Origin of the sequence: Dactylosporangium sp. NPDC005555 (genome assembly GCF_040605635.1) — a bacterium.
Classification (GTDB): Bacteria; Actinomycetota; Actinomycetes; order Mycobacteriales; family Micromonosporaceae; genus Dactylosporangium.
Window position 1 is genome coordinate 133,205 of record NZ_JBEXDG010000021.1, and the last position, 25,495, is coordinate 158,699.

Annotated in this window: 26 protein-coding genes; 8 read left to right on the forward strand and 18 right to left on the reverse strand. The window is 71.4% G+C overall.

Annotated elements, in window-relative coordinates:
• The first annotated feature begins 193 nt into the window (after positions 1-193).
• On the forward strand, positions 194-2,074 hold the full coding sequence (locus ABZS58_RS24450) for a DUF4118 domain-containing protein (protein WP_354785103.1): 1,881 nt from the start codon (positions 194-196) through the stop codon (positions 2,072-2,074).
• A 23-nt stretch (positions 2,075-2,097) separates the two neighbouring features.
• Here the strand turns inward: ABZS58_RS24450 and ABZS58_RS24455 are convergent, their stop codons facing one another.
• Genes ABZS58_RS24455 through ABZS58_RS24490 form a run of 8 tightly spaced genes read right to left on the reverse strand, consistent with a single transcriptional unit; the run spans position 2,098 to position 11,340 of the window.
• Entirely contained in the window at positions 2,098-2,298 is a 201-nt protein-coding gene (locus ABZS58_RS24455) for a DeoR family transcriptional regulator (protein ID WP_354785105.1), read from the reverse strand.
• The gene (locus ABZS58_RS24460) at positions 2,295-3,161 is read right to left on the reverse strand and encodes a carbohydrate ABC transporter permease (RefSeq protein WP_354785164.1); all 867 of its coding nucleotides are present in this window, start codon (positions 3,159-3,161) and stop codon (positions 2,295-2,297) included. Before ABZS58_RS24460 ends, ABZS58_RS24455 begins: the two co-directional genes overlap by 4 nt.
• A complete protein-coding gene (locus tag ABZS58_RS24465; protein ID WP_354785107.1) occupies positions 3,161-4,126 on the reverse strand; it encodes a sugar ABC transporter permease in 966 nt (321 codons plus the stop codon). The genes ABZS58_RS24460 and ABZS58_RS24465 overlap by 1 nt, the downstream gene beginning before the upstream one ends.
• 51 nt (positions 4,127-4,177) lie before the next feature.
• Positions 4,178-5,524, reverse strand: a complete 1,347-nt coding sequence (locus ABZS58_RS24470) for an ABC transporter substrate-binding protein (RefSeq protein WP_354785109.1) — start codon at positions 5,522-5,524, stop codon at positions 4,178-4,180.
• Between the two features lie 2 nt (positions 5,525-5,526).
• On the reverse strand, positions 5,527-6,723 hold the full coding sequence (locus ABZS58_RS24475) for a family 1 glycosylhydrolase (protein WP_354785111.1): 1,197 nt from the start codon (positions 6,721-6,723) through the stop codon (positions 5,527-5,529).
• Complete coding sequence (locus ABZS58_RS24480) at positions 6,720-9,341, reverse strand: glycoside hydrolase family 2 TIM barrel-domain containing protein (RefSeq protein WP_354785113.1); 2,622 nt, start codon at positions 9,339-9,341, stop codon at positions 6,720-6,722. Before ABZS58_RS24480 ends, ABZS58_RS24475 begins: the two co-directional genes overlap by 4 nt.
• Positions 9,338-10,339: a Gfo/Idh/MocA family oxidoreductase gene (locus tag ABZS58_RS24485; protein ID WP_354785115.1), complete on the reverse strand. Its 1,002-nt coding sequence runs from the start codon at positions 10,337-10,339 to the stop codon at positions 9,338-9,340. Before ABZS58_RS24485 ends, ABZS58_RS24480 begins: the two co-directional genes overlap by 4 nt.
• Positions 10,336-11,340 carry an alcohol dehydrogenase catalytic domain-containing protein gene (locus tag ABZS58_RS24490; protein ID WP_354785117.1) on the reverse strand — a complete coding sequence of 335 codons (1,005 nt, stop codon included), beginning with the start codon at positions 11,338-11,340 and terminating at the stop codon, positions 10,336-10,338. Before ABZS58_RS24490 ends, ABZS58_RS24485 begins: the two co-directional genes overlap by 4 nt.
• Before the next feature lie 174 nt (positions 11,341-11,514).
• On the opposite strand from ABZS58_RS24490, the gene ABZS58_RS24495 reads away from it, so the two are divergent.
• Positions 11,515-12,558: a LacI family DNA-binding transcriptional regulator gene (locus ABZS58_RS24495; RefSeq protein WP_354785119.1), complete on the forward strand. Its 1,044-nt coding sequence runs from the start codon at positions 11,515-11,517 to the stop codon at positions 12,556-12,558.
• A gap of 177 nt (positions 12,559-12,735) precedes the next feature.
• Positions 12,736-13,260, forward strand: coding sequence for a DUF3592 domain-containing protein (locus ABZS58_RS24500; RefSeq protein ID WP_354785121.1), 525 nt, complete (start codon positions 12,736-12,738; stop codon positions 13,258-13,260).
• Positions 13,261-13,298: 38 nt separating this feature from the next.
• Here the strand turns inward: ABZS58_RS24500 and ABZS58_RS24505 are convergent, their stop codons facing one another.
• The 7 genes from ABZS58_RS24505 to ABZS58_RS24535 all read right to left on the reverse strand — a co-directional run bounded on the left by ABZS58_RS24505 (position 13,299) and on the right by ABZS58_RS24535 (position 18,723).
• On the reverse strand, positions 13,299-14,648 hold the full coding sequence (locus ABZS58_RS24505) for an MFS transporter (RefSeq protein WP_354785123.1): 1,350 nt from the start codon (positions 14,646-14,648) through the stop codon (positions 13,299-13,301).
• Positions 14,649-14,652: 4 nt separating this feature from the next.
• The gene (locus ABZS58_RS24510; RefSeq protein WP_354785125.1) at positions 14,653-16,065 is read right to left on the reverse strand and encodes an NAD(P)-binding domain-containing protein; all 1,413 of its coding nucleotides are present in this window, start codon (positions 16,063-16,065) and stop codon (positions 14,653-14,655) included.
• A gap of 72 nt (positions 16,066-16,137) precedes the next feature.
• Positions 16,138-16,644, reverse strand: coding sequence for an N-acetyltransferase family protein (locus tag ABZS58_RS24515; protein WP_354785127.1), 507 nt, complete (start codon positions 16,642-16,644; stop codon positions 16,138-16,140).
• Positions 16,641-16,970 (reverse strand): metalloregulator ArsR/SmtB family transcription factor, encoded by a 330-nt coding sequence (locus ABZS58_RS24520; RefSeq protein WP_354785129.1) that lies wholly within the window; start codon positions 16,968-16,970, stop codon positions 16,641-16,643. The genes ABZS58_RS24515 and ABZS58_RS24520 overlap by 4 nt, the downstream gene beginning before the upstream one ends.
• A 12-nt stretch (positions 16,971-16,982) precedes the next feature.
• On the reverse strand, positions 16,983-18,266 hold the full coding sequence (locus ABZS58_RS24525; protein WP_354785131.1) for a M28 family peptidase: 1,284 nt from the start codon (positions 18,264-18,266) through the stop codon (positions 16,983-16,985).
• The gene (locus ABZS58_RS24530) at positions 18,263-18,511 is read right to left on the reverse strand and encodes a hypothetical protein (protein WP_354785133.1); all 249 of its coding nucleotides are present in this window, start codon (positions 18,509-18,511) and stop codon (positions 18,263-18,265) included. The genes ABZS58_RS24525 and ABZS58_RS24530 overlap by 4 nt, the downstream gene beginning before the upstream one ends.
• Positions 18,512-18,576: 65 nt before the next feature.
• Positions 18,577-18,723 (reverse strand): hypothetical protein, encoded by a 147-nt coding sequence (locus ABZS58_RS24535; RefSeq protein ID WP_354785135.1) that lies wholly within the window; start codon positions 18,721-18,723, stop codon positions 18,577-18,579.
• A gap of 90 nt (positions 18,724-18,813) precedes the next feature.
• Here ABZS58_RS24535 and ABZS58_RS24540 point away from each other — a divergent pair, with 90 nt between their 5' ends.
• The 4 genes from ABZS58_RS24540 (at position 18,814) to ABZS58_RS24555 (ending at position 21,266) form a co-directional block, all read left to right on the forward strand.
• The gene (locus tag ABZS58_RS24540; RefSeq protein WP_354785137.1) at positions 18,814-19,194 is read left to right on the forward strand and encodes a metalloregulator ArsR/SmtB family transcription factor; all 381 of its coding nucleotides are present in this window, start codon (positions 18,814-18,816) and stop codon (positions 19,192-19,194) included.
• 244 nt (positions 19,195-19,438) lie between these two features.
• A complete protein-coding gene (locus ABZS58_RS24545) occupies positions 19,439-20,020 on the forward strand; it encodes an arsenate reductase ArsC (RefSeq protein WP_354785139.1) in 582 nt (193 codons plus the stop codon).
• 17 nt (positions 20,021-20,037) lie between these two features.
• On the forward strand, positions 20,038-20,805 hold the full coding sequence (locus ABZS58_RS24550) for an MIP/aquaporin family protein (RefSeq protein WP_354785141.1): 768 nt from the start codon (positions 20,038-20,040) through the stop codon (positions 20,803-20,805).
• Positions 20,806-20,855: 50 nt separating this feature from the next.
• Positions 20,856-21,266, forward strand: a complete 411-nt coding sequence (locus tag ABZS58_RS24555) for an arsenate reductase ArsC (protein WP_354785143.1) — start codon at positions 20,856-20,858, stop codon at positions 21,264-21,266.
• A 94-nt stretch (positions 21,267-21,360) separates the two neighbouring features.
• Here the strand turns inward: ABZS58_RS24555 and ABZS58_RS24560 are convergent, their stop codons facing one another.
• Entirely contained in the window at positions 21,361-21,573 is a 213-nt protein-coding gene (locus ABZS58_RS24560) for a hypothetical protein (RefSeq protein WP_354785145.1), read from the reverse strand.
• A 233-nt stretch (positions 21,574-21,806) separates the two neighbouring features.
• On the opposite strand from ABZS58_RS24560, the gene ABZS58_RS24565 reads away from it, so the two are divergent.
• Entirely contained in the window at positions 21,807-23,744 is a 1,938-nt protein-coding gene (locus ABZS58_RS24565) for an ABC transporter ATP-binding protein (RefSeq protein WP_354785165.1), read from the forward strand.
• A gap of 82 nt (positions 23,745-23,826) precedes the next feature.
• Here the strand turns inward: ABZS58_RS24565 and ABZS58_RS24570 are convergent, their stop codons facing one another.
• On the reverse strand, positions 23,827-24,354 hold the full coding sequence (locus ABZS58_RS24570) for a hypothetical protein (RefSeq protein ID WP_354785147.1): 528 nt from the start codon (positions 24,352-24,354) through the stop codon (positions 23,827-23,829).
• Positions 24,355-24,550: 196 nt separating this feature from the next.
• A partial coding sequence (locus tag ABZS58_RS24575; RefSeq protein ID WP_354785149.1) for a X2-like carbohydrate binding domain-containing protein occupies positions 24,551-25,495 on the reverse strand: 945 nt, incomplete at its 5' end.

Here is a 25,495-nt window from a genome sequence, read left to right on the forward strand (position 1 = left end):
GCCGCTCCCGCCACACCGGCGGACCTCGAGGCCCGCCGGCGGCCGGGGTGAAACACGGGGTGGTCCGCCGCACCCGGACCACCACGAGCGCGGCGTTCGACGCCCCGCCGCCCTAGCATCGACTCGTTTCCTCCGCTCGACCGGCTCCGGCTGCCCCGACGCAGCGGAACCGACGTGCTCGAGAAGAGTGCCGATGATGCAGGGACGCCTCGCGGCTTGGCTGGTACGGCTCAGTCCGCCGCCACTCTCCGTAGGGATCGCGGTCGGCGCCGGGTTCATCGTCGTGGAGACCCTGCTGGTCTACCCGATCCGGCATGCCGCTCCCAGAGAGGCCCTGGCCCTCGTCTACCTGCTCGGCGTGCTCGTCGTCTCCACGGTGTGGGGGCTGTGGCTGGGCGTGGCGACGTCGATCGTCAGCGCGCTCGCGTTCGACTACTTCCACACCCCGCCGGTCAGGATCTTCAACGCGGAGGACTGGCGGGACTGGCTTGGGCTCTCGGTGTACCTCATGGTCGCCGTGGTCGGCAGTTCGGTGGCGCAACTGGCCCGCGCCCGGGCGCTCGAGGCCGTCGAACGGCGCCGGGAGACCGACGTGGTCGCCGACCTGACCCGGCTCATCCTCGGCGCCGATGATGTGCGGGCGGTACTTCCCGAGGCCTCCGACCGGCTCGCGCAGGCCATGCAGGTGCCGTACGCGACGATCGAGCTCGGTGAGGTCCCGCCGCCGCACGACGGCCGGATCCAGCTGCCGCTGCGGCCAGGCGCGCTGGTCGTGCCCGCGGATCTGCCGGACCGTGTCATGGGGCGCCTGCGGGACGGGGTGGTGCCCGGCCTGGCGACGGCACTGCGGGCCGGCTGTGCGCTGCAGGCGGGCCGGACACAGGTGGAGGGGTTCCTCACGCAGCAGGCGGCGCTGCGGCGAGTGGCGGTGCTCGTCGCCCGCGGCGTCGCCCCCACCGAGCTCGTCGCCGCGGTCGCCGCTGAAACGGCCGAGCTGTTCGACGCGGACGCCACGCGGGTCCTGCGCCGGGAGGGGCCCGGCACGGTGACCGTCGTCGCCGAGTACAGCACGTCAGAAGCCGAGCCGATGCTGGGCAAACGGCTCGACCCCTCCGGCGGCGTCGCGGGGCTGGTGCTGCGCGACTCCCGTCCGGCCCGCATGGATTCCTACGACGGCAGCAGCGGCCCGCTCGCCGACCACGCCCGCGCCGAAGGCTTCCACGCCTCCGCCGGCGCGCCGATCGTCGTCGACGGCCGGGTATGGGGCGTCCTCGTCGCCCTATGGGATCCGACCAGCCCACCGCCACCCGGCACCGAGCACGAGCTGGCCCAGTTCACCGAACTCGTCGCGACCGCGATCGCCAACAGCGAGAGCCGCGCGGAGCTCACCGCGTCACGTGCCCGGCTCGTCTTCGCCGCTGATGAGGCCCGCCGCGGCATCGAACGCGACCTCCACGACACCGTGCAGCAGCGGCTCATCTCGCTCGGGCTCGAGATGAGCACCGCCGAGGCGCTGGTCCCCCAGGAGCTCGGCGAGCTGCGGTCCCGGCTGTCGGACACCGCCGCCGGGCTGTCCGGCGTCCTCGAGCACCTCCAGCAGATCGTCCGCGGCATACATCCGGCGATCCTCTCCCAGGGTGGGCTGGGATCCGCGGTCAAGGCGCTCGCCCGCCGCTGCCCGGTCCCGGTGGCGGTCCGCACCGGGCCGAAGCGCCGCCTGCCCGGCTACGTCGAGGTCGCCGCCTATTACGTGGTGTCGGAGGCGCTCGCCGACTCCGTCGAGCACGCCGACGTCTCGGCGATCGACGTGGACCTCGACATCGTTGCCGACGGCTCAGCTCCGGACGGCTCGGCGCACGGCGAGGTCCTCAGCGTGACCGTCCACCACGACGGCGCCGACGGCGCGGATCCACGTCAGGGCCTGGCCGGCGTCCGCGACCGCGTCGAGGCGCTCGGCGGCACGCTGACACTGACCAGCTCGGCGGGCCACGGCACGTCCCTCAGCGTGAAACTGCCCGTGGGCGGCCAAGACCAGCAGGACGCGGCGGCCGGCTGGCCGTTCGGCGGAACGTGACTCCCTTTGACGGACGGGAGCGGTCAGAGCCGGTCGCGGATGATGCCGCCGCGGACCCGGTGGCCGATGCGGGTGGCGGCGTGGTCGCAGTCGCGGATGGCGGTGGAGTCGGAGACGTGGAAACGTTGTGCTACCTGGCGCACCGTGACCGCGCCGGTGGTGTGCACCTGTTCGATGATCCAGCGGTACCGCAGCTCCGGCAGGACGGTGATGGCGCCGGTCATCCCTTCACGCTCCCTGCCAGGAGGCCCCGGACGAAGAAACGCTGCATCGACAGGAAGACTACGAGCGGCAGCAGCATGGAGACGAACGCGGCGGCGGACAGCAGATACCAGGCGCTGCCCCGGCTGCCTGCCAGGTTGGCCAGGGCGACCGTCATCGGGTTGGTGCCGGGGGTGTTGGCGAAGGTGAGGGCGACCAGCAGGTCGTTCCAGACCCAGAGGAACTGGAAGATGCCGAACGCGGCGACCGCCGGGACGAGGAGCGGGGCGAGGACGCGCAGGAAGATCTGGACGTGGCCGGCACCGTCGACGCGGGCGGCTTCGACGAGTTCCTTCGGCAGGCCGCGCATGAAGTTGTGCAGCAGGAAGATGGCCAGGGGCAGTGAGTAGACGGTGTGCGAGATCCAGACGGGCCAGAAGGTGCCGGCGAGGCCGGCGTCGACGAACAGGTTGAGCAGCGGGATCAGGGTGACCTGGATCGGCACGATCTGCAGGGCGAAGATGAGCACGAAGAGCAGGTCGCGGCCCTTGAAGTCGATCCAGGCCAGGGCGTAGGCGGCGATGAGCGCGATGGCGAGCGGCGCCAGGACCGACGGGACGGTGATGACGACCGAGTTGACGAACGCCTGGGACAGTGAGCGGCCGGAGGTCTGGCTCTCCAGGACCTGCCGGTAGTTGTCGAAGGTGAAGGTCGTGGCGGTCCACCAGCCGGTGCGCTGGATGTCGGCCTGCGGGCGGAACGACGTGACGAGCAGGCCCGCGGTCGGCAGGCTCCACAGCACGGCGATGATCACCGTGGCGAGCGTGGCGAGCGGTGACGACAGGCCCCTGCGGGCAGTCAGCGATCGTTCGGAGATGGCACGCATCACGCCCCCCACCGGCGCAGTTGCCGGATGTTGTACAGGATGACCGGTAGGACCAGCACGAACAGGAGCACGGCGAGCGTCGAGCCGAGGCCCTGGTTGTCGGAGCGGAAGCTAGACGTGTAGAACTCGTTGGCCACGACGCTGGTGTCGAACTGGCCGCCGGTCATGGTCCGCACGATGTCGAACACCTTGAGCGTCCAGATCGCGATCGTGGTGAGCACGACGACGATCGTGGGGCGGATGCTCGGCAGGGTGATGTTGCGGAAGAGCCCGATGCCGGTGACGCCGTCGAGCTGGGCCGACTCGATGATCTCGACCGGGATCTCTTTGATGGCCGCGGAGAGCACGGTCATCGCGAAGCCGGCCTGGATCCAGATCATCACGACGACGAGGAGCAGCGTGTTGAGCGGCGCGTTGATCAGCCATTGTTGCGGGGTACCGCCGAGCGCGACGAGGATCTGGTTGAGCAGCCCGATCTGCGAGACGCCGGGCAGGTCGGGCCGGTATTCGTAGACGAACTTCCAGATGATCGAGGCGCCGACGAACGAGATCGCCATCGGCAGGAAGACGAGTGCCTTCGCGAAGGACTCGAACCGGCTGCGGTCGACGAGGACGGCGTAGACGAGCCCGACCGCGGTCGCGGCGAGGGGTGACAGCAGCACCCAGATCGCCGTGTTGCGCAGCACGTGCAGCTGTTCGGCGGAGCTGAAGACGCTGGCGTAGTTGTCGAGGCCGACGAACTGCGAGCCGTGCGCGTCGAACAGCGACTCGTAGACGGTGCGCAGCGCCGGGTAGACCACCGCGACCGCGAGGCCGAGGACGGTCGGGGCAAGGAACAGCCAGGCCAGCCGACGGTCGGCCGCCGGGCCGTTGAAACGGCCGGCCAGCAGCAGGATCGCCGCCACCACGAGGGCGAACGCCCCGAGACCGAGGGCGAGCTGGCCCAGCTTCGCCGCAATTTCCATGTTTCCTCCACCGGACGGGCGGGGGGCGCGGTGATCGCGCCCCGACGCCGCTTACTTGGGCCAGGCCGCCTCGATGGCGTCGAGGGTGGCTTTGGTGGACTGTCCGGTCACCCAGTTGGTGCCCTGCTTCCAGAAGGCGTTGGTGCCGACCGCGCCGGGCATCTGGTCGGAGCCGTCGTAGCGGAAGACCGACTTCGGGTCCTGCAGGATCTGCGCCGACAGCTTGTCGATCGGGTTGGTCAGCTTGCTCGCGTCCATACCGGTGTTGGCGCTGATCCAGCCGCCGCCCGGGGTGCTCGCGACCTTCTCGTTGGCCCACATGTCCGACGCCAGGAAGGTCTGGAACGCCTGCACCTCGGGCCGGTCGGAGAACGCGACCACGAACTCGCCGCCGCCGAGGACGGGCTTGGTGGTGTCGTCCTTGCTCGGGAAGTAGAACGCGTAGATGTCACCCTCGGGCGAGACGTCGGTGCCCGCCGGCCAGTTCTGCGCGTAGAACGAACCCTGCCGGTGCAGGTTGCACTGGCCCTGCAGGATCGGCAGGCCGGCGTCCTGGAACTGGGTCGACGCCACGCTCTTCACGTCGCCGAGGCCGCCGTTGACGAAGGCCGGGTTCTTCAGGTATTCGCCGACGGCGTCGAGGGCACCGGTCGCTTCCGGGCCGTTGAACGGGATCGTGTGGTTGACCCAGTCGTCGTACGCCTTGGGACCGGACAGGCGGAGCATCATGTCCTCCATCCAGTCCGTCACCGGCCAGCCGGTGGCGTCGCCGGATCCGATGCCCACGCACCACGGCTTCTGGCCGGTCGCGGCGATCTTCTCCGACAGCGTCTTGAGCTCGTCCAGGGTCTTCGGCACGGTGTACCCCTTGGCCTTGAACTCCTTCGGGGAGTACCAGACGAAGGACTTCACGTTGGCGCCGAGCGGGGCGCCGTAGATCTTGCCGTTGACGGTGACGTAGCCCTGCCAGGACTCGCTCCAGAACTTCTTCACGTTGGCCACGACGGGGTCCGGGGCCTGCACCGCCTTGCCGGTCTCGACGAGCTGCTTGACCAGGCCCGGCTGCGCGAAGATCGCGAGATCCGGCGGGTTGCCGCCCTTGATGCGGACCTGGACCTGGGTGTCGAACTCCTTCTCGCCCTGGAACTCGACCTGGATGCCGGTGCAGCGCTCGAAGTTCTTGTACGACTTCATGTGCGGTTCGTCCTCGGGCGCGACGATCCCCGAGTACAGCGACACCTTCTTGTCCTTGAAGGTGCCGTACTGCTGGTAGGCCTCGCAGCCGGCGGTGCCCTGGGGCGAGTCCGCGGTGGTGTCGGCGCAGGCGGCGAGCAGGAGGATGGCGGCGGCGATGCCGAGAACGCGGCTGAGAACGCGGATGGGGGGTGTCCGTCTCATGGTTACCTTCCTTGACAGAGTGCTTGAAAGACGTCGAAGAGCTCGTTGGGCCGGCGGGGGAAGCCGCCCACGTCGTCGACGTCCAGGGTCACCAGGCCGAGCCGGTGCAGGTGGTGCTCGACCGGGTCGAGCGCCTCCCGGTACTGCCAGCGGATCTGGTCGAAGAACGGCCACCAGATGTAGCCGGCGATCTCGACCTCTGAGCGGAGCTTGTGCAGCAGGGCGACGGAGTCGCGCAGCCAGGCGATGCGCTGCGCCATCGTGCCCTCGTAGCTGGTCTCGGTCACCATGACCGGGACGCCGTAGCGGGCCGCGGTCTCCCGGACGAGCTCCTCGAGCCCGGCGACGCCGTCGTCGCGTTCGCGGCCGGTGCCGTCGTCGAACACGAGCGTGGACCACATCGGGTAGTAGTTGATCCCCATGACGTCGGGGACGGCCCGGTGCTCGGCGAACCAGGTCAGGTCCTCGTCGGTGAAGCCGTGCTCGCGCAGGTAGCCGAGCAGCGGGTGGCCCTCGCCGACCATGCCGTTGAGCAGGTCGCCGCACAGGTACCGCCGCTCGCGGAGCAGATCGGCGTCGCCACCGCCGGACGGGTAGCGGAACGACGCCTCCACGTGCACGAAGGTGGCCTTGCCGCCGGTGGCGTCGGCGATCGCCCGCTGCGAGCCGACGATGCCCTTCGCGACCGCCCGCATCACCTGCAGGTAGCCGTCGTGCCCCGTGAGGTACGGCGGCCAGGTCCCGGACTCCCCGCACAGCCGGGCCGTCCACTGCGGCTCGTTCAGCGGGGTCCAGGCGGTGAGGCGGTCGCCGTAGCGTTCGGCGAGGGCGAAGGCGTACTCGGCGACCGCCTGCGGGTACCGGCGGTTGATGAAGTGGTTGTCGAGCCACTCCGGGGTGCCGTAGTGGACGAGGTCGACGATGACCTCCAGGCCGAGCTCGCAGAGCCGGTCGACGACCCGGTCGGCCCACGACCACACGAACTTCCCGGGGGCGGGGTTGATGCGGTACCACGGCAGCCCGTACCGGACGGTCCGCGCGCCGGACGCCTTCACCAGGTCGAGGTCCCCGGCCCAGCGGGTGTAGTGCTGGGTCAGTTCGTACTCGTCGAGCTTGCGGCGCCCGAGCGCGGTGTGCGCGATGAACGTGTCCTCGATGCCCACGCCGAGCCGCAGGACCCCGTCGGAGAACTGGTTCACGATGCGGCTCCGATCAGGTCGGCGAGGGTGGCCACGGCGGTCGCGTCGTCGCGCAGGACGGCCTCGACGAGCGGCAGCTGGCACAGCCACAGCCATCCGTCGTGCACCGGCAGCGCGGCGACGATGACGCCGGTGAGCCGCCCCGGCAGGGGTTTGTAGACACCGAGCACCGGGCGCTGCGGCCAGTCCCGGCCGTCGAGGGAGGTGTAGACCACGTGCGCGGTGACGCTGAGCAGCTCGGTGGTGACGACCGTGCCGGGTGGCACCGCCGACAGCACCGGCTCCCCGGTGGTGAAGACGTTCGGCAGGGAGCCCCATTCGGTGGCCAGATCCTTGACGGTGGCCGGGACGGGCAGGTGCGCGGCGCCGTCGACGCCCTGGGCGAGGACGAGCACGTTGCGCCCGTCGCGCAGCGCCGCGTCGACGAGGGCGCCGGTGGCCGGTGACAGCGCGCCCTCACCGACGACCAGGCAGCCGCTGCCGCCGGGTCGTGCGCCGGCCGCGGACAGCGCACGTCCGTCCGTTGCCGACCCGAGCAGTTGCACGGGGTGCGCCGTGGAGGGCCGGGCGAAGACGGCGACCGGGTACCACTGCTCGACCGGATCCGCGCCCGGAGCGGTCCAGGTCACGCACAGCTCGTGGCGCCCCGGCCGGGACGGCAGCGGCACGGTCACCGGCAGCGGTGCCGTCGGCCCGTACGCCGGCAGCGTGACGGTGCCGTGGACGCCGTCGACGGACCATTGGCCGGTCACCCGCTCCGGGCGGTCGTTGGAGACGAGGACCGACAGTGCGATGCTCCCACCGGCGAAGCCGTTCCAGGCGTCGTCGTCGTGCAGCGCGATCGGCAGGGTGGGCCGGCAGGCCGCGGCGACCTGCCGGATCGCCGGGTCCTTGCCGCGCCGTTCGAGGTCCCACAGGCCGTTGTACTCGTGCGGCACGTCGGTGAGCTCGGTGAGGCACCAGCCGGCGATGCCGGGCGTGCCGCGGAACAGCTCGATCTGCAGCCGGTCGGCGATGCCCTGGTACGCCTGGGTCCCCTCGACGAAGCCGGCCGCGGTGCCGGGCCACGGCAGCGCCGCGATGTCGTCGGCGAGGTGCACCGGCCACCAGAACGGGGTGTCCTGTGTGGACGGTGTCAGTGCGGGCAGGCCCCAGTCGCCGAACTCGCTGACCAGCAGCACCTTGCCGGGCACGGGTCCGGTGGCGCACCTGGCGCGCAGCGCGGCGAGGTACTGCCGGCTGAGCCGCCCGTACCAGTGCGCCGTGAGGATCGGGCTGCGGTAGACGTGCTCGGGGCCGGGTTCGATGTAGTCGTTCTCGATCACCGGGCGGGTGCCGTCGAGGTCGGTGACGATCTGGTACAGCATCCGGGTGAAGCGTTCGTAGCCGGCCGAGGCGCGCACGTCGCGGTCGGTGTTCTCGGCGCCGATCTCGTTCATCGCCGACCACAGCACGATGCTGGGGTGGTTGCGGTCGCGGAGCACCTGCTCGGCGGCGGCCGTGGCGCAGGCCCGGGCGAGCGGGCCGGTGTCGTCGAGCTCGCCGACCGCGATCGGCTCGGCGATCGGCAGGTCGCAGTGCACGAGCATGCCGAGCTCGTCGCAGACGTCGAGGTACCGCGGGTCGAACGCCTTGATGTGCAGGCGCAGCATGGTGAGCCCGATCGCCTTCGCGGCCCGGACCTCCTGCTCGATCGCCTCGCGGGAGCCCTCGGCGTAGAGGGTGTCGGCGCGGAAGCCCTGCACGAGCGCCGCCTGCACGCGCAGCGGTGCGCCGTTGAGCAGGATGCGGTCGTGGTCGACGGTGACGGTACGCACGCCGAACCGGACCTCGGTGCCGTCGCAGGCGAACCCGTCGGCGAGGACCACGAACCTGGCGTGGTGCAGCGCCGGCGACTCCGGCGACCACCGGTCGAGGCCGTCGAGCCGCGGGTGCAGGACCACCTCGGTGTCGGCGTGGCCGGGGACCATGACCTCCTGGCGGGTGACCCGGCCGTCGACGGTGCACTCGACGACCGCGGCGATGCGGCCGCCGCGGTTGCGGATGCGGACCTTCGCCTCGGGGCGGGCCGGGTCGCCGTTGACGAAGGCGTCCTGGAGGGTGACGGCACCGTGCCGGAGGAGGGTCACCGGTTGCCAGATGCCGCCGTACGTCAGGTACAGGCTGGGCGGGCTGGGGAACAGGTCGTTCTTCCAGCCCTGCTTGCCGTGCGGGCCGCGCGGGTGCTCGGGCGAGTCGCCGGGGATGTCGAGGACCCGCACGGCGATGACGTTGCGCCCGCCGCGCAGCATGCCGGTGACGTCGACCTGGAACGGGGTGTACGCGCCGGCGTGCGTCCCGGCCCGGACGCCGTTGACGTACACCGTGGCCTCGTCCATCACCGCGCCGAACGCCAGCGTCCAGAAGCCTTCGACGTCGGTGAGGTCGAGCTCCCGGACGTACCAGGCGACACCGCTGAGATGCAGGTGTCCCTGTGCCTCCCAGAGGCCGGGCACCTGGATGGTGCCGAGGCCGGCCGGGGACGGCGGGAGCGAGTCGCCGGTGTCCTCCGGGTGGAAGCCCCAGGTGCCGTCGAGGCTGAGCACCGAGGTGCGGGCCTCGTGGTCGGCGATGGTCACGACGGGTCCCCGGCGGGGACGGCGACGCGGCGGCCGGTCTCGAACGACTCGATGACGGCCGTCGCCAGGGCGAGGGCGCGGCGGCCGGCCCGCGCGTGGACGGGCGGCTGCGCACCGTCGCGCAGCGCGGCGAGCACCGCGTCGACGTGCCGGTCGAAGGTGAGGTGGAACTGGCGGGCGGCGTCGTTGAAGTACCCGGCCTGCCAGACGTGCCGGGTCTCGTCGCCGACGGACTGCAGGGTGAGCCGGGCGACGGTGTCCTCGATGAGGGCCCGCCCGGCGGTGCCGTTGAGCTCGACCAGTTGGGTGCCCGGGTACGCGTAGGACGAGTCGTAGCTGCCGACCAGGCTGCCGACCGCGCCGTCGGCGAACCCCAGCGCGACCGCCAGGGTGGTGTAGACGCCGGTGCGGGTCTTGTCGGTCATCTGCGCCGCGACCGAGGTGATCGGCCCGCACAGGTGCTCCAGCAGGTCGAACCCGTGGCACTGGGTCTCGATGAGGTTGGCGTGCGGGGAGGTGCCGAAGTTCGGCTCGCCGCCGAAGCGCCAGGTGGCGAAGACGAGGTCGCCGAGCGCGCCGTCGGCGATGGCCTTGCGGGCGCGCAGCACCGGCTCGGCGTACCGGTGGTTGAAGTTGATCCCGAAGAAGAGGTCGCGTTCGGCCGCCTCGGCGATCAGCTGGTCGGCCTCGGCCAGGTCGAACACGAGCGGCTTCTCCACCAGCAGCGGCACACCCAGGCGGATCAGCTCGAGGGTGGGCTCGAAGTGGCCCTCGTTGGGCAGGCTGACGGTGATGAGGTCGGGTCGTTCGGTTTCGACCATGGCCGTGAGGTCGGTGTACGGGCGGGTGCCGTACGCGGCGGCCCGGTCGGCGGTCCGCTGCGGGGTGCGTCCGGCGACGGCGACCAGGTCGGTGTCTGGGCGCTGGGCGAAGATGCGGGCGTGCTGCTCGCCCCAGCCGCCGGCGCCGACGACCGCGACCTTGAGGCGGGCGGTCACCGCTCGTCCTGGGTGACGACGACCTTGCCGGTCTCGCCGGCGAGGAACAGCTCGAACGCGGCGGGCAGTTCGCTGGCCGGCATCCGGTGGGTGATGATCCGGGACAGCTCCGGCAGGTGGGCCTGGAGCAGGGCCAGGTTGGCGGCCATCTCGCCGTAGGCGAAGTATTCGCTGCCCATGACGGTCCGCTCGGGGGCGATGAGGTCGTCGGAGACGTTGAGCGTCAGGCCCTCGCCGTGACCGACGCAGGCGAGCACTCCTCGCTTGCCGAGGACGTCGACCGCGGTGCGGCGGGCGCTCTGCTTGCCGGTGGAGTCGATCGCGGCGTCCACGCCGGTGAGCGTGACCGGCCGGGTCGCGTCGATCGGGGTGGCGCCGAGTTCCTCGGCGAACGCCAGCCGCCACGGCGACACGTCGCTGACGTAGACGGGGACGTCGGCGCCGTAGCGGATGCGGGCCATGACCAGGACGCCGAGGCCGATCGGCCCGGCCCCGGCGACGTAGAGCGACTCGACGTCGTCGCGCATGCGGTGGATCCGGCCGAGCGCGTGGCCGCTGGTGCCCATCACGTCGAGCAGCAGCGTCGCCTCGACGGCCGACACGCTGTCGGGCACCGCGAAGAAGTTGCTCTCGTGCACGATCTCGTACGGGCCGTAGCCGCCGTCGGCGGTGAAGCCCATGTCGTTGCGCTTCGCCAGGCACTGGTTGGTGTGCCCGAGGCGGCAGCTCCGGCACTGCCCGCAGTAGTCCATCAGGAACACCGCACCGCGGGTGCCCTCGGCGACCGTGGTGTCCTCCCCCGCGGCGACGACGGTGCCGGCCGCCTCGTGACCGGGCACGACGGCCGAGCCCGCGAAGTACTGCTCGCGGTCCGTGCCGCAGATCGCGTTCGCGCCCACGGCGATCAGCAGTTCGCCCGGGCCGGGATCACGGTACGTGTGCTCACGGAGATCGATTCTTCCTTCGCCGACGAATGCCGGCGCTGTTGCGGTGCGGGGCATGTGCGCCTCCCTTGGTCTTTGCGTTGTAGCACGTCAGCGGTGTTACACCGGCATTTCTCACGATCACTTCGCCGGCGTTTACCACGTGGCAGAGAAAGTTTTACCACGTGGCAGAGAAGCTGTACAGTGGCAGCACGAGCAGTCGCTCTCTGCTGCCTTTTCCAGAAACGGTGGGTGTCCGCGTTGGCCGTGACGCAGGAGGACGTGGCGCGCCGCGCCGGCGTGGCGCGCAAGACGGTGTCGAACGTCATCAGCGACTACCCGCACGTCAGCGACCGCATCCGCAAACGGGTCCTCGCCGCCATCGAGGAGCTGGGCTACCAGCCCAACCGCGCCGCGCAGAACCTGCGCACCGGCCGGTCCGGCATGATCGGGCTCGCCGTGCCGGAGCTCGACGTGTCGTACTTCGCCGAGCTCACCCGCCTCGTGGTGCAGGCCACCGAACGCCGCGGCCTCACCGTGCTCATCATCCAGACGTTCGGTGACCTCATCCGGGAACACGCCTCCCTCAACGGCTTCGGCCACCAGCGCCTGATCGACGGCCTCATCTGCAGCCCGATCGCGAGCAGCGGCGACGACATCCTCAACCGCGGCGGCGGCTTCCCGGTCGTGCTCCTCGGCGAGCAGGTGTCGGTCGCCCCGGACCACGCCGGCATCGATCACGTCGGGATCGACAACGTCGCGGCGGCCCGCACCGCGACCGAGCACCTGCTGTCCCTGCCCCGCAGGCGGGTGGCGTTCGTCGGCGCGAGCCGCAGCACCGACTCGCACATGGCCGACCTCCGCCTCGCCGGCTACCGCCAGGCGCTCGCGTCCGCCGGCGTCCCGTTGCGCCCCGAGCTGGTCTTCAGCGTCAACGGGTACCACCGCCGCGACGGCGCCGAGGCGGGCCGGCGGATCCTCGCCCTGCCCCCCGAAGAACGCCCCGACGGCGTCTTCTGCGCCAACGACCTGCTCGCCCAGGGCCTGATGCGCGCCCTGCACGACACCGGCTACCGCATCCCCCACGACGTGGCCGTCGTCGGCTTCGACGACATCGACGAGGCGACCTACAGCATCCCGTCCCTGACGTCGGTCTCCCCGGACAAGGCGCAGATCGCCGAGACCGCGGTGGCCCTGCTCCTTGACCGCGTCAACGGCAGCGACGAGGCCGACCACGACACCGTCACCGACTTCTCCCTGGTGGTCCGCGAGAGCACCGCGGGACCGCGCCGCTGAACGCCCGTCGCGGTCCCGCGATGCCCGTCGCTCAGCCGGTCATCGCCTGGCATTTTGCCACGTGGTAAGCCACGTGGCAAAGCCGCTCCAGTACACCACCGAAGCGCTGAAGGTGATCGGTCGCTCGACGGTCCGCGTCCCCTCCAGCACCCGGTCGCGCCTGCCATACTGCCGGCCATGGCCACGAAGCGCGGACGCCGGCGGATGCGGCAGCGGCTCCGAGGTAAGCGCACACCACGCATGGCCAACCGGCACGGTGGCGAACCGCGGGAGCCGTACGGGTTCACCGCCTGGCTCGGAACCGTGATGCTCCTCGTCCTCGGCGCGGCGATGCTGCAGAGCGGGATCGAGCACTTCCGCACGCACGCCGACCTGCACGCCGACGGAGTACCGGCCACCGCCGAGATCCTCCGGGTCGACCGGGGTCGTACCGGTGAGTCGGTCCGGGTGCGTTTCACCACCGGCGCCGGAGACGTGTTCACCGCCGACGTCGACGATCCACCCTCCGACATCCGCATCGCCGAGGGTGCCCCGATCGACATCCGGTACGACCCGCGGAACCCGTCGCGTGCCGTCCCGGTCGGCGACGACCAGGCCGTCTTGAGCCGGTGGTTCCGCACCGTCGTCGGCGCCGCGCTCATCGGGCTGAGCGGATGGGCCGCCTGGCGGGCACCTCGCCGCCCACGTCACCGCGACCGGTAGCTGCACAGGCCTGGCCCACGCTGCCGCTGCGGGTTGAGCTACCGCTTTGATTGAGCGGCGGCGCCTGGCTCATCCGGCAGGGCGTCCGCGAACACAAGGGCCTGCTGTGGATCAGCGCCGGCTGCCTGGTCATCGTCAACGGCATGCGGGTCGGGCACCGGCGGCGGTGCGGAGGCCCGGGTGGCGATGCCGGTCGCGGCGATGAGGCAGGCGACGCCGATGGCGGTGAGGACAGGGGCGTATCCGCCGACGGTGTGCAGGGCCGCGGCGCCGAGCGGTGCCCCGGCCCTGGCGAGGGTGATCGGGACGGCGAGGATACCGGCGATGCTGGCGTAGGCGATGGTGCCGTACCGGTCGGCGAGCAGCGCCGGGGAGGCGAGGCTGGAGATGCCGAACCCGAGCCCGAACGCGACGACCCCGGTCACCGCCCCGGCTCTGCTGCCGCCGATCGCGAGGAGGGTCAACGCGGCGGCGGCCTGGACGGTGTAGATGACCGCAACGACGGTGGTGATCCGAATGCGGCGTTGCGCGCCGGTGAGGACGAGACGACCGGTCACCGACAGCACACCCAGAAGTCCGGCAACGGTGGCGGCGAAGGTGACCGGGTGCCCCCGGCTCGTGAGGAACCCGACGAGGTGGACGGTCATGGCGGTCATCGCGGCGCCGTGGGCGACAAACGCGACGCCGAGCGCCCAGAACCGGCTGTCGTGCAGCGCGGCCCGCACCACCGCTGACCGGCTCGCACCGTCTCGCTGCCGTGCGGTGGTGAGGTGCGGCGCGCGGCGCACCACGAGTCCGTGCAGCGGAACGGTGAGGACGCCGTGCAGCGCGGCGAGGATCAGCAGGGCGTGCTGCCAACCGTACCGTTGTACCAGGGCGCCGGTCAGCGGCAGGAAGACGGCACTGGCGAAGCCCGCGACGATGGTGATCGTCAGCAGTGCCTTGGCCCGCTGTTGCGGGTCGAACCAGGACACCACAACGGCGAACGCCGACTCGTACAGCACCATCGCCGAGGTCAGCCCGACGCCGATGAGCACGGCGTAGAGCTGCGCGACGGTGCGGACCTGCGACCACGCCACCAGCAGGCCGGTCGCCGCCACCGAGCCCGCCGTCATCAGGGCCCGCCCACCATGGCGGTCCAGCCACCGCCCGACCGGCACCGCCATCACCGCACCGGCCAAGATCGACGCGGTCAGCGCGCCGGTGACCGTCGTTGTCGACGCGTGCAGGGTCGCGGCCATCGGCTGCAGCAGCACGGCAAAGGTGTAGTACAGCGTGCCGTAGCCGACGGTCTGGGTGACGGCCAGCGCGGCGACGATCCGCCAGCCGTGCAACGACCGGCGGCCGCCGACAGGTGGGTCGGCGGCCACCGTGGTAGCTGGGTTCACCTGGTCAGCTGCAGCAGCTGCCGGACTGCTCACCGCTGGCCGGCGCCGCGACGCTGACCAGCGTCAGCGGGGAGGGCAGCAGGCCGCCGGCGATGCCCGTGGCCAGTCCCCGTCCTGCCGGTGCCGTCTCGGCGGCGGGTGCGCCGCAGCAGCCGCCGCCTGCCGCGTCGACGGTGTCGTCGCCGACGACCGGGTTGCTGTTGCACACCCCGGTCTCAGGCAGGTCCAGCCGCACGTCGCGGGCCGCGGCCCAGTCCCCCGCCAGGGCGGCGACGACGGAGCGGGCCTGCTCGTAGCCGGTGGCGAGGAGGAACGTCGGGGCGCGGCCGTAGCTCTTCACGCCGATGGCGTAGAACCCGGGCTCCGGGTGGGTGAGCTCGTCGACGCCGTGCGGCGGGACCGTGCCGCAGGAGTGCTCGTTCGGGTCGATGAGCGGCGCCAGGGCACGGGTGGAGCCCAGGATCGGGTCGAGGTCCAGGCGGAGTTCGGACACGAAACCGTGGTCGGGCCGGAACCCCGTCGCGGACACGATCCGGTCCACCACCACGGCGCGGACGCCGTCGGACACCTCGACGCCACCGTCGGCCAGGACGGTGAGCGTGCCGGCGGAGAACCCGGGGATGAGCTGGATGCGGCCGGCGTCGACGTGCTCGCGCAGCCGGGTGCCGATCGCACCGCGAGCGCGCAGCGCGTCGGCGGTCTCTCCGCCGTAGGTGCGGGCGGGCGTCGCCGCACGGATGGCCCATGTGACCTCCGTGCCGGGGGTCTGCTCGGCCAGCTCCGCCAGGACGAGCAGGGTGTTCGCGGCGGAGTGCCCGGCACCGACGACGAGGGTGCGCTTCCCGGCGAACCGGTCCCGGTCGACGACGAGGACATCGGGCAGGGCGTGCACGATGAACGCGGCGGCGTCGGCCTCGCCGTGCGCGGCGATGCCGGACGCGCCGAGGACGTTCGGTGTGGACCAGGTGCCCGACGCGTCGATCACGGCCCGCGCGAGGAGGTCGGTGCCGTCGGCGAGGCGGACCAGGAACGGCGTGGACGCACGGCCGGCGGTCCGCAACCGGTCCAGGCCGAGCCGGGTCACGGCGGTGACGCGGGCGTCGTAGCGCACGTTCGGCTTGAGCGCGGGCAGGTCGGCGAGGGGCTGCAGGTAGTCCGCGGCCAGCTGCCCGCCGGTCGGCAGCCGCTCGGCGTCAGGCTCGACCCAGCCCGCGTCGGTGAGCAGCGTCCGGGCTGCGGCGTCGATGTTGTACCGCCACGGCGAGAACAGCCGGACGTGCGCCCACTGCCGGACCGCGGCGGCCGGGCCGTCCCCGGCCTCGAGCACGACGAACGGCATGCCGCGCTCGTGCAGGTGTGCGGCGGCGGCCAGGCCGACCGGGCCGGCACCGATGACGACGACGGGCAATGTATCCATGACCAGTTCCTTGTCTCGACAGAATTCGAAATATGAGGTTGGACTGCGGCAGGAGGTGCTGCTGTGAGGGCGTCAGGCGACGAGCGGGCTGCGACGTTCGATGAAGAGGACGTCCCTCCAGCGGTTGCCCTGGCCGGCGTGCCGGCCGACGCGTTCCCGGACGCCGACCTCGCGGAAGCCGGCGGCGCGGTGCAGGGCCCGGCTTGCGGTGTTCTCGGGGAAGATGCCGGACTGGATGGTCCAGATCCCGGCCGCTTCGGTCGAGACGACCAGGGCGTCGAGCAGCGCACGGCCGACGCCGCGGCCCTGGGCGGCGGGATCGACGTAGACGGAGTGTTCGACCACCCCGGCGTACACCTGACGCGCGGAGGCCCGGGACGCCGCGACCCAGCCGAGGACCGTGTCACCGGGATCGACCGCTACGAGGCGGTGGGCGGGCAGTTTGCCCGCGTCGAACGCCTCCCAGGACGGGGCGGTGTCCTCGAAGCTGGCATTGCCGGCGTCCATGCCTGCCTGGTAGATCGCCAGGACCGCGGCGGCATCCCCGGCCGTCATCGACCGGATCGCGACATCGGTCATGCGCAGCCCCCGATCGGGGTCGGGGCCGGTTTGCCCATGACGACGTCGGCGGCGGAGGGGAAGCAGGCGACGCAATTGGTGTTGATCCGGTAGTGCCGGGCGGTGCCGACCGCGTCGACCAGGACGAACCGCACCTCGGTCAGGATCTTCAGGTGCTGCGACACGGTCGACTGCGCCAGCCCCACGGCCGCCACGATCTCCCCCACGCTCAACGGCTTGCCCTGCCGGGCGAGGTACTCCACGATCTGCACCCGGGACGGGTCGGCCAGGGCACGGAACCAGGACGCGTATTCCTCGGCGACCGTCCGGTCCAGCAACTCGCTCATGCGCCACCAGCTTCATCGTTCATCGCCGATCAACGATTGAAGTGTAGCCGGATCCGCCACCGCCAACCAGCCCGCTGCAACGACGAGGCGCGCGACGGCCTCCAGCGTCGGGGTCTCCACGCGGTCCGCGGTGTCGGCCGGGCTGTGGTAACCGGCCATTCCGGCGCCGATCCCGATCGAGGCGAGACCCGCGGCCGCGTAGCGGCGGTTGTCCGAGGCGACCGGCCCGGCGACGAGCGGCAGCCCGGTGTGCCGTCCCGCCTGGTCGAGCGCCGCGAGCAGCGCGTGCGCAGGTCCGCCGGCCTCGACCGCGGCGGCCTGGTGCAGGCTGCCGGCGCCGTCGACGTTGATGACGAGCGGCGCGACGCCTGCCTGCCGCAGCTGGGCGGCGTGGTGAGCGGAGCCGAGCGCACCGGCCTCCTCGGCGTCGAGCAGCGCGACCGACAGCCGCACCTGATCGGGCAGGTGCCGAGCGAGGATGCGGGCCGCCTCCAGGACCACAGCGACGCCACTGCCGTTGTCGGCCGCCGCCGGCTGGCGCAGGCCCGGATGATCGCCGACGCCGTCGTAGTGCGCGGTCAGCAGCACCTCAGCACCGTTGCCGGTGGAGACGGCCGAGGGCCAGGTGCCGTGCAGGTTGACGGCGGGGACGTCGAGCCGGCGGATCGGCGTGTTGCCGGCCAGCCAGCCGCCGGTTTCGGTCGCGGCGTGGAGTGCCGCATGGCTGGCGAGGTCGAGGGTGAGGATGGGCAACGGCCCGGGGTTCGGGCCGGCGAGCATCGTGTAGTGCCAGCCGTCGGCGTCCACGCCCCGGCCGAACAGCAGCCCGACCGCGCCGTGCGCATGCCCGTAGGCGTCGAAGAGCGTCATGCCGGTCGGGACCACGAGCCACCGGCCCGTGGGGTCACCGGCTCCAGCCACGGCGAGCTCTCCGCGCCGGACGAGCGGCTGGTCGGTTGAGGCGAGGTGGACGGCGACGTCCCGGCCGAACGTCAGCCGGCGTGCCGTGGTGCCGTCGTGCCATTCGACGGTCGGTGTCGTGTAGACCTCGGGAACGAACCGGACCGCGAACGGCTCCAGGGTCACGGTCGCGCCGAGGTCGGCGAGGTGCTGGGCAAGCCAGGCACGGGCTGCGGCGCCGCCTGCCGAACCGACCCGCCGTCCACTGAACGGCTTGCCGGCGAGCGTGGCGACCGTGGCGGCCATCCGTTCGCCGGAGACCGCGTCGCGCAGCTCCGAAAGGACTTGCACGACGGATGCGGCGAGGGATGTCGACCGGCCTGCGGCGGTGCTCATCCGCAGCAGCCCGCGCCGGAGGCGACTGCCTCGGCCTTCGCCGATGTTCCGCAGCAGGCGCCCGTTTCGGTCGCCTCGGCCGTCGTGCCGCAGCACGGTGAGCCGGCGGCTGCGCCCGACTGAGCGGGGTCGGGCAGGGTGAGGGTGGACTGCGCCGGGTTGCCGCAACAGCCGCTCGTGCCGGACACGTCGAGGGCGGCGGCCGGGTCGCCCGCGAAACCGCCCGGAGTCTGGGTGTCGGTCATGGTCATGCTCCTTCAACGATCGATGGGTGGTCGCCCGCGGATGAGGTCGGGCTGGACTGCGGTGGTCAGCGGGGGCCGGCCAGGGCGGTGAGCTCGGCGCGGGTGCGGTCGACGCGGCGGCGAGCGCGTTCGGCGGAGGTGCTGACCTCGGCGCAGCTGTCGCAGAACCGGACCCCGACCTGCGGAGCCGAGCGGCGGGCGAAGCGGAACATGATGGTCTCCTCATCGTGCGGCGCGGCCTGTCTTGACGTCTGTCGAATCAAACAGTTGCACGCTGATTTGAGATCTGTCAACCTAGAGGCATGTCGAAACAAGCGGCGGTGCTCTCCATCACCGACCTCAACGCGGACACCGCGTGCTGCCCGCCGATCACACAGCACCGCATTCCCGCCGAGACCGCCGCCGTGCTCGCCCCGGCGTTCAAGGCCCTCGGCGACCCGGTCCGGCTGCAGCTCATGTCGATGATCGCCTCAGCGCCGGACGGGGAGATCTGCGTCTGCGACCTCACCCCCGCGTTCGAGCTGTCCGGGCCGACGATCTCGCACCATCTCAAGACGCTGCGCGAGGCCGGCCTGGTCGACTCCGACCGGCGCGGCACGTGGGTGTACTACCGCGCCCGGCCGGGCATCATGCGGCAGCTCGCCGCGCTGCTCACCGTCGACGCCGCCGACCCGGCCGGCTGAAACGAACCGGCCCCAGCCGACCCCGTGCCGGTCGAGATCCGTGACGCTGGCACCGATGCGTCGCCGCATGACCGGCCGCCGGGACGCATCGGGTGCCGAGCGCCGGCCTCGACGCGGCCAGGCGCTGCCCATGCGGCACCAACGTGAGCTCCGGCCTCACCACCACGGCCCGACCTGGACGGCACCTGCTGTTCATTTGACGCAGTCGAGAATGCTCACTCATTATTGAGTCAATGAACGCTGAGTGTTCTTCGAACGGTTCCTGCACACCAGCTACGACCAGTTCGCTTCGTTGAGCAGCGTGCCGAACTTCCTGCCGCTGCTCGCCGAACGCTTCGCCCGCCAGCGCCTGCACGCCCTCGCCCGTGTCGAAGGCCACCACCGCGACGGCAAACCCGTCGTGCTGTTCCTGTGCACCCACAACGCCGGACGCTCCCAGATCGCGCTCGGATTCTTCACCCACCTCACCGGCGACCGCGCCGTCGCCTGGTTCGGTGGATCCGAACCCGGCACCGAGGTCAACCCGGCCGCGGTCGCGGCGATGGCCGAGCGAGGCATCGACATCACCGACGAATACCCGAAGCCGTGGACCGACGAGGTCGTCCGCGCCGCCGACGTCGTGGTCACGATGGGCTGTGGTGACGCGTGCCCCGTCTTCCCCGGCACCCGGTGCGAGAACTGGGTCCTCGACGACCCGGCGGGGTGGGACCTCGACGGTGTCCGCCCGCTCCGCGACGTGATCGAACGCCGCGTCCGCCGCCTCATCGACCAGCTCGGCGTCCCCGCTGCCGGCTGGTCGACACCGCCGTCCATTGTTCATCTGTAGAGCAGGAGCAGCACCCGATGACCCACCCAGCACCATGGCGACGGTTCCTCGCCGAATTCGTCGGCACCGCGCTGCTCGTCACCGCCGTCGTCGGCTCCGGCATCATGGCCACCACGCTCTCCCCGAACGACGTCGGGCTCCAGCTGCTGGAGAACTCCGTCGCGACCGCGTTCGCACTCGCAGCGCTGATCCTCACCTTCGGACCGGTGTCCGGGGCACACTTCAACCCTGTCGTGTCCGCCGCGGACTGGTTTCTCGGCCGCCACACCCGCACCGGACTCACCGCGACGGACCTGGGCGGCTACATCGTCGCGCAGACCACCGGCGCGATCGGCGGGTCGATCCTGGCGAACCTCATGTTCGACCTGCCCGCCGTCGACTTCTCCGGCAAGGACCGCACCGCCGGGCATCTGTGGCTCGGTGAGGTCGTCGCCACGAGCGGGCTGATCCTGCTCATCTTCGCTCTCGCCCGCTCCGGACGCGCCAGCGTGGCGCCCGCCGCGGTCGGCGCCTACATCGGCGGCGCCTACTGGTTCACATCCTCCACCAGCTTCGCCAACCCCGCTGTCACCGTTGGCCGGGCCTTCACCGACACGTTCGCCGGCATAGCCCCCGCATCGGTGCCCGGATTCGTCGTTGCCCAGCTCGTCGGGCTGCTGATCGGAGTCGGGTTGCTTCTGGCGCTGTACCCGGACGCCGGTCGCAGCGTCGACGAGGTCGTCGTCGCCCATCCGAGCGGCCACCCCGCCGACCACGCAGGCGGGCGCAGCGTCCACTCGTCCTGAACGGCCTGCCGTACAAACTTCCCGACCGAGCGCGAAGGAACCGAACCACCATGACCGACAAGCCCAGCGTCCTGTTCGTGTGCGTCCACAACGCCGGCCGCTCCCAGATGGCCGCCGGCTGGCTGCGGCACCTCGCCGGCGACACCGTCGAGGTCCGCTCCGCCGGCTCCGAACCCGCGTCGCAGATCAACCCCGTCGCCGTCGAGGCGATGCGCGAGGTCGGCATCGACATCACCGCCAACACCCCACGGAAGCTGGACTACGCGACCGCCGAAGCCTCCGACGTCCTCATCACCATGGGCTGCGGCGACGTCTGCCCCGTCTTCCCCGGCAAGCGGTACCTCGACTGGAAACTCGACGACCCCGCCGGGCAGGGCATCGACGCCGTCCGCCCGATCCGCGACGACATCAAGGCCCGCGTCGAGCAGCTGCTCACCGAACTGCCCGTCAAGACCCGCTGACCGAGACCGGCCCGCAAGCCCCGCCGCCGGTTGGTCAGGCCGGCGGCGGCCCACCCTGCACACCACTCTGGACGGTTGTTCATACGCCTGCTCGTCATCGGTGACAGCGACGCCGCACCAGCGCCGGACTCCGCGCCCGCGAGTTCGACCCCGCCGGCCGGCAACTGCGGCCCGGCCACCGCGCAACGGCGATCAGCCCCGACACGCACACCGCCACCACGCTCGGCGGATCCTCGGCGACGTTCGAGTACGTCCGCAGCGTGACCAGGGTGTCGCTGACGGAGAGCGCGGGCAGGAGGATCTTCACCGCAAATCGTGGAGTTACGCTCTCATCCAGTGACGGCCGGTGTTTGCCTGCCGTCTCTTCAGTGACGTCGGCGTCAGGGACCGCCGCGCGAGCCGACGCCAGCCGTCAGCTACTGCCGCAGGCCGTCGGCGGCCGGCCCGTCAACGACGGACTTCTCGGGACCGAACGATGAAGGGGGCAACTCGGTGACATCCCGCGTTGACAAGGCGTCCGGCACCGACCGCCGTCCTGGCGTGCCGCGCCAGGGTGGCCCGGCCGAGGGAGAGTCGGCGCTGCCGGAGCTGCGCACGATGTGGTGGGAGACCGGCGTCCGGGCACGAGCCGAGGCCGGCGTGCTGGCCGTGTTCGCCGAACTGCCGCGGCTCCTCGCGGAGGCGTTGCGGATCAGCTGGCGCGCGGACCGGGCCCGGACGCTGGTCGTGGCCGGATCCACGATCGGCTCCGGTGTGATGGCGGCGTTCGGGTTGCTGGCCACGCAGCGGGTCCTGGTCGAGCTGTTCGCCGCCGGTCCGACCCCGGATCGGGTGTGGGCGGCGCTGCCCGCGCTGCTCGGGCTGGCCGCGGCGATCGCGATCCGGGCCGGGCTCGGGATCACCACCGGGTACGCGCTCAACGGGCTCACCCCACGCGTCGACTGCGAGGTCGAGCGGGCGCTGTTCGCCACCACGACGGCGGTACGGCTGGACGCGTTCGACGCCGACGCGTTCGCCGACGACATGGAACGCGCGTCACGGGGCAGCAGCTCGGTCATCGGGCTGGTCGAAGGCGCGTTGAACTTCCTCGCCGGACTCGCCGGTCTCCTCGCGGTCGGTGTCGCGGTCATCGTCATCCACCCGCTGCTGTTGCTCGCGCTGCTGGTCGCGACGCTGCCGCAGGCGTGGGCGTCGCTACGGGCCGGGCACGAGCGGTACCGGACGTTCATCGCCGGATCGGTACGGCGACGCCGGTTGTGGCTGCTGCACCAGCTGATGGCCGACCGGGACTCCGCCGCGGAGCTGCGCTCCTACGGGCTGCGGGGGTTCCTGCTCGACCAGTACGACCGGGTGATGGGCGCCGAGACCCGCATCCAGCTCGACCTGGCCCGCAAGGTCACCACCACGACCAGCATCGGCTCGGTCGTCGGCGGTCTCGCCACCGGCGCCGTCTACGCGCTGCTCGGGATGCTGCTGCTCAACGGGCAGATCCCCCTTGCCGCGGCGGCGACGTGTGTGTTCGCCGTCCAGGCGGCGCAGCGGGCGTTGACGACGGTGACGTTCCAGATCGACCGCATCTACGCCGAAGGGCAGCACGTCAGCGACTACACCGGGTTCATGACCCGCGCCGCCGACTACCTCCCCGCCGACGCCGCGGGCCGGCCCGCGCCCGGCCCGCTGCAGACCCTCGAGGTCCTGGCGGTGAGCCTGAAGTACCCGGAGCGGGACAGCCCGGCCGTCGACGACGTCACGCTGTCCATCACCGCGGGGCAGACGGTGGCGTTCGTCGGCGAGAACGGCTCCGGCAAGACCACCCTCGCCGCGATCATCGCCGCCCTCCGCGAACCCGACACCGGCGCCGTCACCTGGAACGGCCGCCCATTCCACGAATGGGACACCGACGAGCTGCACGCCCACATCGGCGTGGTCACGCAGGAGTACCACAAGTGGCCGTTCACCGCGGCCACGAACATCGCCCTCGGCGACATCGACGCCGAACCCGACCAGCACCGCATCGAGACCGCCGCCGCCCGCGCGGTCGCCCACGACATGATCGTCGAGCTGCCGCACGGGTACGAAACGCTGCTCGACCGCACGTTCGCCAACGGCCAGGACCTCTCCGGCGGCCAATGGCAGCGCATCACCGCCGCCCGCGGGTTCCTGCGCACCGCCGACCTGCTCATCATGGACGAGCCGTCCTCAGCGCTCGACCCGCGCGCCGAAGACGCCCTGTTCCAGGCGATCCGGGACCGGCAAGGCGTCGCCACCACAATCCTGATCACCCACCGGCTCGCCAACGTCCGCCACGCCGACCGCATCTTCGTCCTCGACCACGGCCGCCTCGCCGAATCCGGCACCCACGACCAGCTCGTCGCGGCCGGCGGCCAGTACGGCGAACTGTTCGCGCTGCAGTCCGCCGGCTACCGGTCCCCGCGCGCGACGACGCCGCCCACGCACGCCACCGCCGAGGAGTCCTGATGCCGAACGGACCTGGGAGTCTCTCGACGGCGGTGTCGCTCCTCCGGCGACCCGCAACAGCTTTTCGAGCGGGCCACACGACTCAGGTGCTGAGGCTCACGACGCCAACGGCGAAGAAGGCCGCCGCGGTCAGGAAGTATCGGTTGCCGGGGCGCAGCAGCCACAGCCACACCCCGGTCGGGCCTTCCGGCCCGGGACCGGTGAGCCGGGTCTTCCGGCCGCGCGGACGGCTGCGCTCGCTGAGCCGGCCACCCCGACCGGCGAGGACGGCTGCCCCGCCGTGCAGGAAGCCGGTGAGCATCGCGATGCCGAACGCCACCTGGATCGCGCCGGACGGCTGGTTCGAGTGGCCGGCCACCAGCTCCTCGACCGTGATCGAGACGATGCCCGCGACGAAGCACACGCCGGTGGTCAACGCCCAGGCGAGCGCCCGCACAATGTGACCGATCCCCAGGTCCTCCCAGGTCGTCGCCGCGGTATGCAGATCCTCGTCGATGGAGTCGGGAGTCTCGTCGAGCCAGCGGGCCAACGGCCGGCGGAACAGCCGGCCGAGGTGCCGGCCCAGGTCGAGCGACATCGCCGTCGACCTGGGCCTCACGTCCTTCGTCACGGTCCGAAAATACCGCTCACCCTGACCGTCGGCGTCAGGACCAGACACACCTACGTCGACGGTGCCGGTGACGGGTCCACGCCGAGTGCATCCGTTGCCGTGCAGGCGATGTACCTGCCACCGCCGTGGGGCGACGACCCCGGGAAGCCAACCGGCCCGTCGTGGATTCCACGGCGGGCCGGCGTGCCGGCAAGCGTCAGGAGGTACTGCCGGTGACGGTGCTGCCGGCCTTCGTCACGTAGTACGTGACCCTGGTGCCGCTCCAGAAGTGGAACGTCAGGGTCACCCGGGCGTTGTCGTTGACCTCGGCGAACAAGGCTGGGCGGAGCGTGATCGTGTTCGTGGTGGGGTCCGGTGCGAAGGTCACGTCGAACTCCTTGAACGGGGTCCAGTTCTGCGGTCCGGCGTTGCTGCCGTCGGCGTACTTCGCCTCCATCGTGGCGAGTTGGTCGCCGCGGAACTGGGCCGGCAGTGAGAATGCCGCCGTGGTGCCGGTCGCCGCCGTGAGGACCGGCGGGTCGAACGTGATGATGTTGATCCGCCACGGCACGCCGGCGGAGAACCTCGCCTGCAGCGTCGCGTTGACGCCGTATGACCGCGACGCCACGAGCCTGGTCAATGTGGCCGCGGTCAGGGTGAGCTGGTTGCCGGAGACGGTGTAGTCGGTGCCCCGGACCAGATCGGTGCTGCCCTGGCGCAGGCTCTGGAACGTGGTGCCGTTGAGGTTGAGCGTCAGGTTCTGTGCCGTGATCGAGCCGGTCTTCGGCACGTAGACGAAGTCCGCCGAGGCGGTGCCGGAGCGGGTGGTCCAGCTCGACCTGATCTGGTCGGACAGCTCCGGGTCGCTCCAGGTGAACGAGGTCCGGCCGAAGTGCTGGCCGTTGTCCCACAGCATCGTCGTGAGTTTCTTCGTGCGGGCGTAGTGGCCGAGGTACTCGAAGAACTTGAGCTTCTCGCCCTGCTCGATGGTGCCGGTGTGACGGTCGAAGCCGAGCAGCCCGTACTCGCCGATGATCACCGGGATGCCGCGCGCGACGAACGCGTTGGCGACCCGGTCGAACTGCCCGACCAGGTCCTGCTCGACGGCCGAGTCGAACCTGGTGCCGCCGGCGACGTTGACGCTGAACGGCCAGTAGCCGTA

Coding starts and splice junctions, on each gene's coding strand:
- ABZS58_RS24525 (WP_354785131.1), bottom strand. CDS start 18,266: ATGAGCACCGCCGCAGGCCGGTCGACATCCCTCGCCGCATCCGTCGTG.
- ABZS58_RS24555 (WP_354785143.1), top strand. CDS start 20,856: ATGACCGACAAGCCCAGCGTCCTGTTCGTGTGCGTCCACAACGCCGGC.
- ABZS58_RS24550 (WP_354785141.1), top strand. CDS start 20,038: ATGACCCACCCAGCACCATGGCGACGGTTCCTCGCCGAATTCGTCGGC.
- ABZS58_RS24535 (WP_354785135.1), bottom strand. CDS start 18,723: ATGTTCCGCTTCGCCCGCCGCTCGGCTCCGCAGGTCGGGGTCCGGTTC.
- ABZS58_RS24460 (WP_354785164.1), bottom strand. CDS start 3,161: ATGCGTGCCATCTCCGAACGATCGCTGACTGCCCGCAGGGGCCTGTCG.
- ABZS58_RS24490 (WP_354785117.1), bottom strand. CDS start 11,340: ATGCCCCGCACCGCAACAGCGCCGGCATTCGTCGGCGAAGGAAGAATC.
- ABZS58_RS24510 (WP_354785125.1), bottom strand. CDS start 16,065: ATGGATACATTGCCCGTCGTCGTCATCGGTGCCGGCCCGGTCGGCCTG.
- ABZS58_RS24500 (WP_354785121.1), top strand. CDS start 12,736: ATGGCCACGAAGCGCGGACGCCGGCGGATGCGGCAGCGGCTCCGAGGT.
- ABZS58_RS24530 (WP_354785133.1), bottom strand. CDS start 18,511: ATGACCGACACCCAGACTCCGGGCGGTTTCGCGGGCGACCCGGCCGCC.
- ABZS58_RS24540 (WP_354785137.1), top strand. CDS start 18,814: ATGTCGAAACAAGCGGCGGTGCTCTCCATCACCGACCTCAACGCGGAC.
- ABZS58_RS24520 (WP_354785129.1), bottom strand. CDS start 16,970: ATGAGCGAGTTGCTGGACCGGACGGTCGCCGAGGAATACGCGTCCTGG.
- ABZS58_RS24455 (WP_354785105.1), bottom strand. CDS start 2,298: ATGACCGGCGCCATCACCGTCCTGCCGGAGCTGCGGTACCGCTGGATC.
- ABZS58_RS24470 (WP_354785109.1), bottom strand. CDS start 5,524: ATGAGACGGACACCCCCCATCCGCGTTCTCAGCCGCGTTCTCGGCATC.
- ABZS58_RS24465 (WP_354785107.1), bottom strand. CDS start 4,126: ATGGAAATTGCGGCGAAGCTGGGCCAGCTCGCCCTCGGTCTCGGGGCG.
- ABZS58_RS24450 (WP_354785103.1), top strand. CDS start 194: ATGATGCAGGGACGCCTCGCGGCTTGGCTGGTACGGCTCAGTCCGCCG.
- ABZS58_RS24515 (WP_354785127.1), bottom strand. CDS start 16,644: ATGACCGATGTCGCGATCCGGTCGATGACGGCCGGGGATGCCGCCGCG.